Here is an 11,904-nt window from a genome sequence, read left to right as displayed (position 1 = left end):
TACCCGCTACGCCAAACGAGCCGCCTACTACCAGGCCGAACTCACCATCGCCGCCATCATCCTCTGGCTGCGATGACTTACAGGACACGTCCTAGGACAATGGCCGCGTCCCGAGCCCGGGACGCGCGCCTACGACAACGGCCGCGCCTCGATCCGGGGACGCGGCCGCCGCGCGCGCCTACGACAACGGCCGCGTCCCGATTCCCGGGACGCGGCCGTGGCGTGTGTTCAGCGGTTGAGGCGGGAACGGGCGTTGTCGGCCAGCTCCTCGGTGCGCGACTGGGCCCGATCGGCCAGCTTCGCACTCCGCTTCTTGGCCTTGTCCGCGAGTTCGGCGCTGCGGTTCTGCGCCTTGTCGGCCAGCTTCGCGCTGCGGTTCTGCGCCTTGTCGACGATCTTGGTGCCGCGCGTCTCGGCCTTGTCGGCGAGCTTGGCGGCGCGGGCCTCGGCCTTGTCGGCCAGTTTGGCCGCGCGCTTGCGGGCCTTGCCCGACAATTCCGCGCCGCGGTCGGCGAGGTCGGAGCCCCGGGCGCGGTCGGCCAGTTCCGAGCCGCGGTCCTGGGCGAGTTCGGCGAGCCGGGCGGCGCGCTGGCGGGCGGCCTCGGCGACCTCGGGTCCGCGATCGGCGGCGATATCGATGAGCCGCGACCCGCGCTGGCGGGCGGCCTCGGCCAGTTCCGGCCCGCGATCCTGGGCGACCTCGACCAGATGCGCGCCGCGCTGACGGACCGTCTCGGCCCAGTCCGGGCCGCGATCCTGCACGGTCTCGACCAGTTCCGCGCCCCGATGCCGCGCGACCTCCGACAGCTCCGCGCCCCGCTCGGCCGCCGCCTCCGCGAGCTCGCGACCGCGAACGGCCTGCTGCGCCAAGCGATCTCGCAACGTGTCGCTCGACGCCGCCCCGATCGGGAGGGCGGCGGCCGCGCGACGGGCGGCCCGACGGCCCCGCCAGCCCAGCGACGGCTTGCCCTCGGTGTCGGCGGCGGCGATCATCAGCCCGCCCAACAGGCCGAGATCCTTCAGGAACGCCACGCGCTTGGCGTCGCGGCGGCCCGGATCCTGCTCGTTCCAGAAGTCCTGCTCGGTGACGGTCGCCGGAATGACGGTGGCGGCCAGCACGAACGCCGACAGTCGCGGCAGGCGGCCCAGGGCCAGCAGCACGCCCGCGCCGACCTGCGCGGCGGCATTGGCCTTGACGACCATGCCGGGGTCGGAGGGAAGTTTGGCGGCGACCTGCTCCGGCAGCTTCTGCTCACCCTGCGAGACCAGCTCGTGCGCGGCCTTGGCCCGCGGTTCGGGGTGCATCAGCGTGTCCACCCCGTCCACGACGAAGGCGGTGGCCAGCAGCGGGCGGGCCAAGCGGCGGATCAACATGTCAGAAACCCTTTCCTCGATGGCTGTCCGGCGAGTTCCCGCAGTTGTGCACACCAAACGCGGGCGTGCCCGTCGTCCTCAGGGAACGACGGTGACCGGCCAACGTCCGGCCTTGACCAACCGTACCGCCACCGACCCGACCAGCCGGTGACCCGTCTTCTCCGACGCGCCGACCACCACCGCGTCGGCCTTGAGTTCGTCGGCGGCCTCGGCCAATCCGGCATAGGGGTCGCCGCGGCGGGTCAGGAACTTCCAGCGGGTGGAGTAGACGTCCTTGACGCGTTCGGCGTGATCGTGGATCTCGCGGGCCAGATCCTCGGCCATCTCCTGGGTCACACCCTGCACATCGGCGCCGTACGCGCCCGCCATCGCCATGTACGGCTGCACGTAAACGATTGCCAGCAAGGCGTTTTGGCGACGGGCGAGACCGGCGGCGTAGGCGCACGCCCGCCACGAGGAGTCGGATCCGTCGACGCCGACCATGATCACGCGGGGCCCGTCGGTGCCCAGTTCGAAGCCCGACCCGCTCGACGTCCAATCCGGGGTGATCTCCTCCGTCACGCCGTCGAGCCTAGTTCAGCCGTAGGGTCGGGGCATGGGTGACGTTCGACGACCGATCGCCGTCATGGGCGTATCGGGTGCCGGTAAGACAACGGTCGGGGTGCGCCTGGCGGCCGCCCTCGGTGTGGAATACGCCGAGGGCGACGACTTCCATCCGCGCGCCAATATCGAGAAGATGTCCGCGGGAACCCCCCTCGACGACACCGACCGCGCCCCCTGGCTCGACGCAATCGCGGCCTGGCTGGCCACCCACCGAGACGGTGGCGTGGTCAGCTGCTCGGCGCTCAAACGCCGCTACCGAGACCGGCTGCGTGTGGCCGCGCCGAACCTGTTCGTGGTAGAGCTCGCGGTGCCCCGTGCCGAGCTTGAACGTCGATTGGTTACGCGGACAGGGCATTTCATGCGGGTGCGGATGCTGGAGTCCCAGCTCGCTGACCTCGAGCCGCGCGGCGACGACGAGGCGGGCGTCACTGTGGACGGGACGGCGGGCGTGGAGGCTGTGGTGGCGTCGGTGCGTGTGGCGTTGGGTGATCAGCCCAGATAGCGTGCGTACCAATCGGTTACGCGTCGCCACGCCTCCGCGGCGGCGGTGGGGTTGTAGCGTTGGCCGGTGTCGTTGAAGAAGGCGTGGTCCGCGCCGTCGGCGACGAAGGTGTCGTGCGGGACGCCCGCCTGCGCGAGGGCCTGCTCGGCCGCCGGGCGGGTGGCGTCCACCCGGGTGTCGAGCGCCCCGTAGATCGCCAAAACCGCTGCGGGCGTGCGGATCTCGCCACCAGCGAAGGGGCCGTAGAACGGTGTCGCCGCCGCCAGTTCGGGGACCCCGGAGGTGAGCAGCAGCCAGGTCAGGCCGCCGCCGAAGCAGAAACCCGTGGCGCCCAGCTTCTTTCCGGGCACCCGCCGCGCCAGTTCGGCGACCCCGCCCCGCAGATCGGCCACGAACCGCTCCTGCGGCGTCTTGCCCAACGCGGCGGTCGCGGCCGCGGGATCGGTGAAGGTCGCCGTGCCACCCTCCTCGGAGAGCAGATCCACCGCCAGCGCCGAATAGCCGATCCCCGCGAAGCGCCCGGTGACCGAGCGGATGAACGGCGTCAGCCCGGTGTTCTCATGGATGACCAACACCCCACCGCGCGGCTGAGCGGCCTCGGCCCACGCGCCCTGCAAGGTGCGGCCCTCCGGCCCGGCGAAGGTGACGGAACTCGACGGCACCGCGCCCGCCGCACCCGGTGGCGTGGAAGACGGTGCGGTCCCCGGCGGCATGGAAGACGGTGCGGCGCTGGAGGTTCGCGCGGGCGCGGGATTGTCGCCCCCGCACGCGGCCAACAGAGCCGACGCGGCAGTCGCCCCGAGCCCGAGCAGCCCGAGACGCCGTAGCGCCTCCCGCCGACTGAGCAGTCCCTCCGCGTGATCGGTCGCGATCTCCTCGAGAATGTAGCGCTGGAGCGGCGTCATGAGGCTCACCCTATGCCGCCTTCCGCCGCCCCGCCGGGGGAACGCGAGCCTCCCATCCACCTCCAGCTCCAGGCGCACGAACACAGCCGCACCCCTTGTTCGAATCCGCACCCCTTGCAGGGCTATACAACGGGTGCGGATCCGAATAAAGGGTGCGGCTGGGTTCGTGGACCTGGGGGTCGGCGGGCGTGGGGGAGGTCAGGTTTGGAGTTTTCGGAGTAGGTCTCGGAGGGTGCGCAGGTCGTCGGGGGGCAGGGTGGTGAGCGCGTCGGGGGCGGGGTCGGGTGTGCTCGTGCCGAGTTCGAGCATGGCGCGGCCGGCCTCGGTGAGCGAGACTCGTTTGAATCTGCGGTTGGTGCGGTCGATTTCGCGCACCACGAGGCCGCGGTCCTCGAGGTCGTTGACCGCGACGGTGGCGGCGGGGGCGTCCATGGTGGCGGTTTGCGCCAGCTCCTTGATGGTCAGCGGGCCCGAGCGCAGGCGGCGCAGGACGCGAAACCTGCTGAACGGCATGCCCGTTCGCTCCATCACGGCCCGTTTGTAGCCGTCGCGGGTGTCCTGGACCAGGTGGGTGAGCAGCCCCCAGACCTCGTCGGGGGTGGGGGAGTCATCCGGCATGGGCGGGCACCTTCTGTTCGAGCAGGGGAGCGACCCGGTCGCGCGACCGCTCGGCCCACCGGGTGTTGGCGGCCACGCCCAGGACGACGATGATCGCCGCCAGCGCGGCCAACGTCCACCACAGGCTCGCGCCGGTCAACAGCCCACACAATGCCACACCGAGACTCACGCCGACCTGCCGGCTGGTGGAGGCCACCGCCGCCGCGGCGCCCGCGCGATCGGTCGGCATCCCGCTCACCGCCGCGGTTGTGATGGGGGCGTTGACCGTGCCGAAGCCGATGCCGAAGGTGGCGAACATGATCACCAGTTCCCAGACCGGGGTGTCGGCGCGCAGCGTGGTCAGCATGACCGCGGCCGCCGCCATCAGGGTGCCCGCGGCCACCAGCGGCAGCCGAGTGCCGTGGCGACCCACCAGCCGCCCCGACAGCGGCGAGAAGATCAGCACGCCCACCGCCATCGGCAGGTACAGCAGTCCGGTGTGCACGGCCGAATAGTGCCGTGTCCCTTGCAGATACAGCGACGCGCTGAACAGGAACGCGCCCAGCCCCGCGAACGCGCACACCGCGGTCACCGTCGCCGCGCTGAACGGCACGCTGCGGAAGAAGCGCAGATCGATGAAGGGCGACCGGTGCCGCGACTCGGCGTAGAGGAATCCGGCCAGCGCCACCGCGGTCACCGCGAACACCGCCGGGCGATGCTCGATGAGCCCGAACACCAGCGTGAACATGACCGCGATCGCCAGCACCTGTCCCAGGGGGTCGATGCCGCGCGCGGTGGCCGACTTCGATTCCGGCACATACCTTGTGGTCAGCACGAGCGCGATCGCGCAGATGGGCAGATTGATCCAGAACACCGACTGCCAGCCCAACGCGTCGATGAGTCCGCCGCCGACCATCGGGCCCAGCGCGGTCGAGATGCCGACGACCGCGCCCCAGACGCCGACCGCGCGGGCGCGTTCGGCCCGGCCGGTGAAGACGGTGGTGATGATCGACATCGCCACCGGATTGAGCATCGACCCACCCAACGCCTGCACGAACCGGGCGCCGATGAGGAATTCCACGCTCGGTGCGAGGCTGCACAGCAGTGAACCGAGCGCGAAGACGCTCAACCCGATGCGGAACACCCGGCGGCGGCCGAACCGGTCGGCCGCCGCGCCCGCCAGCATGAGCAGGCTGGCCAGGGTCAGGGTGTAGATGTCGACGATCCATTGCAGCCGCGGCAGCGGCGCGTCCATCCGCGCGCGAATCGTCGGGATCGCGACATTGACGATCGTCGCGTCCATCGACGAGATCAGCAGACTCAGACAACACGTCACCAGGACGATCGTCTTGCGCCGTGCCGACAGCCCCTCAACAGTTGTAGTCACACAACGATTGTGAGACTACAACTGTTAGCTTGGCAAGCGATGTGCCGGGCGTCACTGCGAGACGGCCTCGCTCACCGCGTTCGGCCCGTTGAAGGTGCGGTCCGGAATCTGTTGCAGCTGATTGATCACGTCGTTGTCGGCCCCGTTCCCCCGGGCCGCGTCCACCAGACCGTCCCGATCGCACGGGTAATCGACCCCGCTCAGATACTTCTGCAACTGAATCGGATTCGCCATCGTGTATCTCCTCTCGCTCGGTACTCGCTCTGACGCCTGCCGAGGTACCACCCGACCCCGACCACAAACAGCCCCGGCAACCCAGCCGCACCCCTTATTCGAATCCGCACCCGTTACAGGGCTCTGGAAGGGGTGCGGATCCGAATAAAGGGTGCGGCTGGGTTCGTGAACCAGGGAAGCGATCCTGGACACAAAGGGGCGGAGGCGTGGTGTGGGGGACGCCTGGGCGGGTAGAGCGTCGGTATCCGTCGAGGAGGAAGGAGAACGGCCGTGGCACAACCCATCACCACCGCTCTCGATCAGGAACAGCAGCGCATCGCGGGCGAGGCGCTCTCGGGCACGGTGGTCGACCTGATCGACCTGAGTCTGATCGCCAAGCAGGCGCACTGGAACGTGATCGGTCAGCGATTCCGCACCGTGCACCTGGCGTTGGACGAATTGGTCGATGCCGCACGCGAATTCACCGATTCGGCGGCCGAGCGGGCCACGTCCATCGGGGTCAGCCCGGACGGCCGGGCCCGGACCGTCGCCGACACGTCCGGCGCGGAGGGCTTCCCGGCGGGCTGGCAGCGCGACGACGACGTGGTCGAGTCGATCACCACCAACCTCGCCGCCGTCATCACCCGGTTGCGGCAGCGCATCGACGCCACCGAGAAGGCCGATCCGGTCACGCAGGACCTGCTCATCGAGATCACCGCGCGGCTCGAGCAGCTGCACTGGATGTGGCAGGCGCAGCTCAAGTAAGCGCGCGCGGCGGTGCCCGGTAGCCTGCGGTCCATGACGACGGACCGCAGAGCGGGGGCACCCGCTCTCACCGTGACAGGTGAGGAAGAAGGCTACAAGCGGGGTCTGAACCCCCGTACCATCCAGATGATCGCGATCGGCGGTGCGATCGGCACCGGCCTGTTCTACGGCGCGGGCGGCGCCATCGAACAGGCCGGGCCCGCACTGATCCTGTGCTATCTCGCCGCCGGACTGGCGATCTTCGTGATCATGCGCGCCCTCGGCGAGCTGCTGACCTACCGGCCCGTTTCGGGCAGTTTCGCCGAGTACGCCAACGAATTCCTCGGCCGCTTCGCCGGATTCGCCACCGGCTGGACCTATTGGGCGGTGTGGGTGACCACCTGCATGGCCGAGATCACCGTGGCGGGCAAATACGTCAAGTACTGGTTCGCCATTCCCGAGTGGGTCACCGCGCTGGTGGTCCTCGGAATCCTGTTCGCCGCCAACCTGATCTCGGTGCGGCTGTTCGGCGAGGGCGAGTTCTGGTTCTCCGCGATCAAGGTGACCGCGATCCTCGCCATGATCCTGATCGGCGTCGGCGTGCTGATCATCGGATTCGGGCACGCGGCGCATCCGACGGTGGCCAATCTGTGGGCCGACGGAGGCGTGTTCCCGAACGGATTCGGCAAGTCGCTGTTGGCGTTGCAGATCGTCGTATTCGCTTATGTCGGAGTCGAACTCGTGGGTGTGACCGCGGGGGAGGCGGCCGAACCGCGCAAGACGCTGCGCAAGGCGATCAACTCGCTGCCGCTGCGCATCGGGCTGTTCTACGTGGGCGCGCTGCTGGTCATCATGTCGGTGGTGAGTTGGCGCGAATTCCATTCGGGGCGAAGCCCGTTCGTGGAGGTCTTCGCCCAGATCGGGATTCCGGGGGCGGCCGGGCTGATCAACTTCGTGCTGTTGACCGCGGCGCTGTCGTCGTGCAACTCCGGGATCTACTCGACCGGACGGATGCTGCGCAGCCTCGCGCTGCGGCAGGAGGCGCCCGCCGCGCTGGGCGGTCTGAGCCGCCGGCAGGTGCCGTACGCGGGGATCGTGGTGTCGGCGGCGGCCATGGTGATCGGGGTGATCGTGAATGTGATCTCGCCGGACAAGGCGTTCGGCTACATCACCTCGGTGAGCACCATGGGGATCATCTTTGTATGGGGCGTGATCCTGGTGTGCCACTTGATGTATCGGGCCAAGGTGCGGCGCGGCGAACTGCCCGCCGCGGACTACCGGCTGCCCGGCGCGCCCGTGACCCCGGTGCTGGCGCTGGCGTTCCTCGGGCTGGTGGTCGTGCTGCTGTTCTTCAGCGCCGACGGCCGGACCGCGCTCGTGGTCGGGCTGGTGTGGGCGCTGCTGGTGTGCGCGGGCTATCCGTTGGTGGACCGGTTCGTGCGGCGGCGGCGGGCGGCCTGAGTCAGGCCACCACCTTCTCCTTGATCAACTCCAGGGAGCGCACCCGGTCGTCGAGGTCGTAGATCCGGGTGTTGAGCATGACCTCGTCGGGCTCGGTGCGGCGCAGCAGATCGTCGAGCTGCCGCCGCACCGTGGCCGGGGAGCCGATCAGCTGATCCTTGCGGCGCTGGGCGACGAATTCGCGTTCCTGCGGGGTGCTCGGGAAGGACGCGGCCTGTTCGGGGGTGGGCAGCGCGGTGCGGCGGCCCAGCCGCAGTTGCAGGAAGGCCAGTTCGTTCGGGCGCGAGAGCAGGTCGGCCTGGTCGTCGGTGTCGGCGCAGACCGCGGAGACCGCGATCATGGCGTGCGGGCGGTCGAGCCGGTCGGAGGGCCGGAAGTTTTCGCGGTACAGCGCGAGCGCGGCCTCGGTGTTCTCGCCGCTGAAGTGATGGGCGAAGGCGAATCGGACGCCGAGCATTCCGGCGAGCTGCGCGCTGAAGCCGCTCGAGCCCAGCAGCCAGATCTCCGGATTCTCGCCGATGCCGGGGACCGCCACGATGCCGTCGGTGCTGTCGCCGCCGAAGTAGCGCAGCAGGGCCATGAGCTCCTGCGGGAACGATTCGGCGGAAAGACCTTCGGTGGTGCGGCGCAGCGCCAGCGCGGTCGCGCGATCGGTGCCCGGGGCACGGCCGATGCCCAGATCGATGCGGCCCGGGTGCAGCGCGTGCAGGGTGCCGAACTGTTCGGCGATCACCAGCGGGGCGTGATTGGGCAGCATGACCCCGCCCGAGCCGACGCGAATGGTCTCGGTGTTCGCGGCCAGATGGGCCAGCAGTACCGCGGGGGCGGAACTCGCGATGCCGGGCATGTTGTGGTGCTCGGCCACCCAGAATCGGGCGTAGCCGAGGCGTTCTGCTTGCCGGGCCGCTTCGGTGGTCGCGTTCAGGCCGTCGCCGACGGATTCACCGAATTGGACCGGCGCCAGGTCGAGTACGGATAGGGGGACGTCGATCATCTAGCACCTCCGTTCGGGGGGAACGCGGGAGTCGTCGGATGTATTTCGTCGGTTGTGTGTCGGTCTGGGGGCGGGGGTGTTGGTGGGTGGTGGATTCGTTTGGGTGTCAATGGGTTTCGCTGTTCGGGTGGCTGTGGAATCAGGCTCTTGCGACCGGAAGGAACGGTCAGTCCGTCATCTTTCCGCCGCGGGGTTCCAGGACGGCGTCCGGGCCGGGGGCCATGATGCTCTCGTGGCCGTTCTCGGCTCGGACTCGATAGGGTGGGGCGCCGTCGGGGCCGAGCACTGCGACGATCTCGACAACCTGCTCATGTGGGGGGAACGTGTGGCCGCGCACGATCAGTCTGTCGCCCTTCGATGCGTGCATGGGAAGCCTCCTCGTTTCGGTTGTGTGGCCTGACGGTCCGAACCGGATTTCGCCGATGTACCGAGGCCCGACGGTCAACCCGCGGTGGTTCCGGCGCCGATTGCCAGGTACGCGAGGGTGATGGTGAGCAGGAACCACCCCGCGCCCTGCCAGATGGGCCATGCCCGTCCGGCGCGCCAGGCGCGGAAGGTCGCCACGAAGGCGCCGACCGTCCCGACCAGCAGCACCAGCCCCGGCGCGCCCAAAATCATTGCGCGCGAAGCGGTATCGCAAAAGGTACTGTCCGCCCCGGCGCAGGGTTCCCGGCGCCGCGCCCACTCCTCGACCACCGCGAACACCAGCGCCGCCGCGGCCAGCACGCACACCGAATACACCACCGCCCGCCGATACAACCCCGGATCATGCCACCGCTTCTCGACATCATCGACCATCTCGATCACCTCCTCCTGCTCGGCGATACCCAGCCGCACCCCTTATTCGCATCCGCACCCGTTTCAGGGCCATACAAAGGGTGCGGATTCGAATAAAGGGTGCGGCTGGGTTGCCTAGCGAGGGGTTAGAAGAGGCCGCCGCCGGCGTGGAGGCGTTGGCCGGTGATCCAGCGGGCGTCGGGGGAGGTGAGGAAGGCGACGATGGCGGCGATGTCGTCGGGTTCGCCGAGGCGGCGGAGGGGGGTTTGGGCGGCTACCTGGTCGAGGGCGGTGGGGTCTCGATGGGTGAGGAGGGCCTCGGTGCGGATGGCGCCGGGGAGGACGCTGTTGACGGTGATGCCGCGCGGGCCGAGTTCGGCGGCGGCGGTGCGGACGAGTTGGTCGACGGCGGCCTTGCTGGCGGCGTACGCGCCGGAGCCGGGGCGGGCGGTGGCGACCGCGCCGCTGGAGATCACGACGATGCGGCCGCCGTCGCGCAGGCGGTTCGCGGCCTCGCGCAGGGCGTGGAAGGTGGCTCGGGTGTTGACCGCGAAGAGTTCGTCGAAGGCGGCGTCGGTGGTGTCGGCGATGGGGGCGAAGTGGGCCACGCCCGCGTTGACGACCAGGACGTCGAGGCCGCCGAATCGGTGTTCGGCGGCCTCGAACAGCGCGCGCAGGCGTGGGGGATCGGCCACGTCGGCGGCGGCGGCCAGCGCCCGTCCGCCCGTCCGTTCGATCTCGGTGACGACTTCCGTTGCGGCCGTGGCGTTTCGGTGATAGTTGACCACCACGGCCGCGCCGTCAGCGGCGAGACGAATGGCGATGGCGCGGCCGATACCCCGCGAGCCGCCGGTGACGAGGGCGACGGTCATGGATGCTCCCTGAAGTAGAGATGGTAGACAGTCGAGATGCTCGACTATTAGATGGAGGTTGTCAACAGTCGAGAAGCTAGACTGTCCGCGTGAGCCCCGATGCCGATGAACGCGATCCCGCCGATCGCCTCGACGGCCCCGATGACCTGACCACCGCGGTGATGTCCCTGCACCGGGAGACCGCGGTGCTCTACGCCGAGGTCGCCCGCCAGTTCGAATTGACCAGTCAGCAAACGCAATTGCTGTGCCTGCTCGGCGCCGACCCGCCCTCCTTCGGCGACATCGCCGCCCACCTCGGCTGCGACAAGACCAATGTCACCGGCATGGTCGACCGCCTCTCCCGCCGCGGCCTGCTCACCCGCGACCCCGACCCCACCGACCGCCGCGTCTCCCGCGTCGTCCTCACCCCCGAGGGCGAAACCGTCCGCCGCCAAATCCGCGCCACCCTCACCACCGCCCTAACCACCCGCCTCCCCGCCCTCATAGCCACCAACCCCACCCGCTTCGCCCCCTTGGCAGCCCTCCTCCACCCGTGAACGACCCCCAGCCGCACCCTTTATCCGGATCCGCACCCGTTCCAGGGCCTTACAAGGGGTGCGGATCCAAATAAAGGGTGCGGCTGTGCTGCCTCACCTTTGACCGCTCAGCCCCACCCGTGCACGGCCTCACCTGTGCACGAACCCAGCCGCACCCCTTGTTCGGATCCGCACCCCTTTCAGGGCTCTACAAGGGGTGCGGATCCAAATAAGGGGTGCGGCTGGGCTGCCTCGGCTTTGGGCGCTCTGCCGCAGCTGGGGGCGTTCGCCGAGGCGTTCGAGTTGGGTTGGGGTGGGGAAGTTACGTGCCGAGGATGGAGTTCATGATCGTTCCGGCGCTGGTTGCCAGGACGCCGCCGATGAGGGCGCCGGCGACCATTTTGGGGGAGTCGAGTTGGCTGCCGCTCCATTTTTCCCAGGCGAAGCGGCCGCCGGCGTAGATGATCGCCACGGTGCCCGAGAGGAGCATGAACCAGGTGAAATAGCGGACCAGCTTCATGAGTTTGTCGGCCACCGGGGGTGTTTCGGGGGTCGGGTTGCCGATCTGGGCCAGGACGAGTTCGTGTGCGGCGGTGAGGATCATGGCGTTCGCTCCGCGTTGTCCGGTGCTGCCTTTTCCTCCATGGTAGGGGGTTGGATGACGTGACATCCAAGTGGGACTGGGCGGCGCGCGACACCCGAAGGGGCGCTGGGTTATTCGTCGTCGAGGCCCGCGGAGAGGTAGGCCGCGGCGGCGATCCACTGGCGGCAGCCGAGATGTCGATCGTGGGCGCCGAGGATGGCGCGGGCGCGACGATAGGTCAACTCCCGAGGTTCGATGCCACAGTCGCCGATCGAGTCGGCGGCACCGACGGAGTCGCGGGGACCGGAATGATGGAGCACCTGAGTCATGGGAATGCCTCTAACCGCTTGCGGGGGGCCATCTTCGTTCCGAAAAGC

The 11,904-nt window shown here is 69.2% G+C and carries 16 protein-coding genes; 4 read left to right on the top strand and 12 right to left on the bottom strand.

The features are described 5' to 3' along the window. Positions 1-228: 228 nt before the first annotated feature. Together ACWDSJ_RS36125 and ACWDSJ_RS36120 are read right to left on the bottom strand one after the other, a co-directional pair. A complete protein-coding gene (locus tag ACWDSJ_RS36125) occupies positions 229-1,374 on the bottom strand; it encodes a DoxX family membrane protein (RefSeq protein ID WP_450037284.1) in 1,146 nt (381 codons plus the stop codon). Between the two features lie 78 nt (positions 1,375-1,452). Continuing rightward, the gene (locus ACWDSJ_RS36120; RefSeq protein WP_387360723.1) at positions 1,453-1,935 is read right to left on the bottom strand and encodes a universal stress protein; all 483 of its coding nucleotides are present in this window, start codon (positions 1,933-1,935) and stop codon (positions 1,453-1,455) included. A gap of 34 nt (positions 1,936-1,969) precedes the next feature. Here ACWDSJ_RS36120 and ACWDSJ_RS36115 point away from each other — a divergent pair, with 34 nt between their 5' ends. Then, positions 1,970-2,479: a gluconokinase gene (locus ACWDSJ_RS36115; protein ID WP_450037283.1), complete on the top strand. Its 510-nt coding sequence runs from the start codon at positions 1,970-1,972 to the stop codon at positions 2,477-2,479. Here ACWDSJ_RS36115 and ACWDSJ_RS36110 read toward each other — a convergent pair. The 4 genes from ACWDSJ_RS36110 to ACWDSJ_RS36095 all read right to left on the bottom strand — a co-directional run bounded on the left by ACWDSJ_RS36110 (position 2,467) and on the right by ACWDSJ_RS36095 (position 5,602). Continuing rightward, positions 2,467-3,384: a dienelactone hydrolase family protein gene (locus ACWDSJ_RS36110; protein ID WP_450037282.1), complete on the bottom strand. Its 918-nt coding sequence runs from the start codon at positions 3,382-3,384 to the stop codon at positions 2,467-2,469. The genes ACWDSJ_RS36115 and ACWDSJ_RS36110 overlap by 13 nt on opposite strands. A gap of 198 nt (positions 3,385-3,582) precedes the next feature. Further along, positions 3,583-4,002 carry a MarR family winged helix-turn-helix transcriptional regulator gene (locus tag ACWDSJ_RS36105; protein WP_450037281.1) on the bottom strand — a complete coding sequence of 140 codons (420 nt, stop codon included), beginning with the start codon at positions 4,000-4,002 and terminating at the stop codon, positions 3,583-3,585. Continuing rightward, a complete protein-coding gene (locus tag ACWDSJ_RS36100; protein WP_450037280.1) occupies positions 3,992-5,368 on the bottom strand; it encodes an MFS transporter in 1,377 nt (458 codons plus the stop codon). The genes ACWDSJ_RS36105 and ACWDSJ_RS36100 overlap by 11 nt, the downstream gene beginning before the upstream one ends. A 51-nt stretch (positions 5,369-5,419) precedes the next feature. Continuing rightward, positions 5,420-5,602, bottom strand: a complete 183-nt coding sequence (locus ACWDSJ_RS36095) for a DUF2795 domain-containing protein (RefSeq protein ID WP_450037279.1) — start codon at positions 5,600-5,602, stop codon at positions 5,420-5,422. Between the two features lie 270 nt (positions 5,603-5,872). Between ACWDSJ_RS36095 and ACWDSJ_RS36090 the strand changes: the two genes are divergently transcribed. Both ACWDSJ_RS36090 and ACWDSJ_RS36085 read left to right on the top strand, forming a co-directional pair. After that, positions 5,873-6,346 carry a Dps family protein gene (locus tag ACWDSJ_RS36090; protein ID WP_387360735.1) on the top strand — a complete coding sequence of 158 codons (474 nt, stop codon included), beginning with the start codon at positions 5,873-5,875 and terminating at the stop codon, positions 6,344-6,346. A 33-nt stretch (positions 6,347-6,379) separates the two neighbouring features. Continuing rightward, complete coding sequence (locus ACWDSJ_RS36085; protein WP_450037277.1) at positions 6,380-7,786, top strand: amino acid permease; 1,407 nt, start codon at positions 6,380-6,382, stop codon at positions 7,784-7,786. A gap of 1 nt (position 7,787) precedes the next feature. Here ACWDSJ_RS36085 and ACWDSJ_RS36080 read toward each other — a convergent pair whose 3' ends face one another. From ACWDSJ_RS36080 to ACWDSJ_RS36065, 4 genes are all read right to left on the bottom strand, one after another. Continuing rightward, positions 7,788-8,780, bottom strand: a complete 993-nt coding sequence (locus tag ACWDSJ_RS36080; RefSeq protein WP_450037275.1) for an LLM class flavin-dependent oxidoreductase — start codon at positions 8,778-8,780, stop codon at positions 7,788-7,790. A 166-nt stretch (positions 8,781-8,946) separates the two neighbouring features. Next, positions 8,947-9,147 carry a DUF1918 domain-containing protein gene (locus tag ACWDSJ_RS36075; protein WP_387360741.1) on the bottom strand — a complete coding sequence of 67 codons (201 nt, stop codon included), beginning with the start codon at positions 9,145-9,147 and terminating at the stop codon, positions 8,947-8,949. Between the two features lie 74 nt (positions 9,148-9,221). After that, on the bottom strand, positions 9,222-9,617 hold the full coding sequence (locus ACWDSJ_RS36070) for a hypothetical protein (protein ID WP_450037273.1): 396 nt from the start codon (positions 9,615-9,617) through the stop codon (positions 9,222-9,224). Positions 9,618-9,703: 86 nt separating this feature from the next. Continuing rightward, the gene (locus tag ACWDSJ_RS36065) at positions 9,704-10,429 is read right to left on the bottom strand and encodes a glucose 1-dehydrogenase (RefSeq protein WP_450037272.1); all 726 of its coding nucleotides are present in this window, start codon (positions 10,427-10,429) and stop codon (positions 9,704-9,706) included. A gap of 89 nt (positions 10,430-10,518) precedes the next feature. Here ACWDSJ_RS36065 and ACWDSJ_RS36060 point away from each other — a divergent pair, with 89 nt between their 5' ends. Continuing rightward, positions 10,519-10,965 (top strand): MarR family winged helix-turn-helix transcriptional regulator, encoded by a 447-nt coding sequence (locus ACWDSJ_RS36060; RefSeq protein WP_450037270.1) that lies wholly within the window; start codon positions 10,519-10,521, stop codon positions 10,963-10,965. Positions 10,966-11,266: 301 nt separating this feature from the next. On the opposite strand, the gene ACWDSJ_RS36055 is transcribed toward ACWDSJ_RS36060, so the two are convergent. Both ACWDSJ_RS36055 and ACWDSJ_RS36050 read right to left on the bottom strand, forming a co-directional pair. After that, positions 11,267-11,548, bottom strand: a complete 282-nt coding sequence (locus ACWDSJ_RS36055) for a hypothetical protein (protein ID WP_387360749.1) — start codon at positions 11,546-11,548, stop codon at positions 11,267-11,269. Between the two features lie 110 nt (positions 11,549-11,658). Beyond that, positions 11,659-11,856, bottom strand: a complete 198-nt coding sequence (locus tag ACWDSJ_RS36050) for a hypothetical protein (RefSeq protein ID WP_387360751.1) — start codon at positions 11,854-11,856, stop codon at positions 11,659-11,661. Positions 11,857-11,904: the final 48 nt, after the last annotated feature.

The organism is Nocardia sp. NPDC003482 (genome assembly GCF_053588115.1).
This window is presented reverse-complemented; position numbering and strand designations above follow the sequence as displayed.

Excerpts from the sequence above, each read along its gene's own strand:
- ACWDSJ_RS36110 (WP_450037282.1), bottom strand. The coding sequence starts at position 3,384 with ATGACGCCGCTCCAGCGCTACATTCTCGAGGAGATCGCGACCGATCAC.
- ACWDSJ_RS36055 (WP_387360749.1), bottom strand. The coding sequence starts at position 11,548 with ATGATCCTCACCGCCGCACACGAACTCGTCCTGGCCCAGATCGGCAAC.
- ACWDSJ_RS36105 (WP_450037281.1), bottom strand. The coding sequence starts at position 4,002 with ATGCCGGATGACTCCCCCACCCCCGACGAGGTCTGGGGGCTGCTCACC.
- ACWDSJ_RS36115 (WP_450037283.1), top strand. The coding sequence starts at position 1,970 with ATGGGTGACGTTCGACGACCGATCGCCGTCATGGGCGTATCGGGTGCC.
- ACWDSJ_RS36050 (WP_387360751.1), bottom strand. The coding sequence starts at position 11,856 with ATGACTCAGGTGCTCCATCATTCCGGTCCCCGCGACTCCGTCGGTGCC.
- ACWDSJ_RS36080 (WP_450037275.1), bottom strand. The coding sequence starts at position 8,780 with ATGATCGACGTCCCCCTATCCGTACTCGACCTGGCGCCGGTCCAATTC.
- ACWDSJ_RS36095 (WP_450037279.1), bottom strand. The coding sequence starts at position 5,602 with ATGGCGAATCCGATTCAGTTGCAGAAGTATCTGAGCGGGGTCGATTAC.
- ACWDSJ_RS36075 (WP_387360741.1), bottom strand. The coding sequence starts at position 9,147 with ATGCACGCATCGAAGGGCGACAGACTGATCGTGCGCGGCCACACGTTC.
- ACWDSJ_RS36065 (WP_450037272.1), bottom strand. The coding sequence starts at position 10,429 with ATGACCGTCGCCCTCGTCACCGGCGGCTCGCGGGGTATCGGCCGCGCC.
- ACWDSJ_RS36125 (WP_450037284.1), bottom strand. The coding sequence starts at position 1,374 with ATGTTGATCCGCCGCTTGGCCCGCCCGCTGCTGGCCACCGCCTTCGTC.
- ACWDSJ_RS36085 (WP_450037277.1), top strand. The coding sequence starts at position 6,380 with ATGACGACGGACCGCAGAGCGGGGGCACCCGCTCTCACCGTGACAGGT.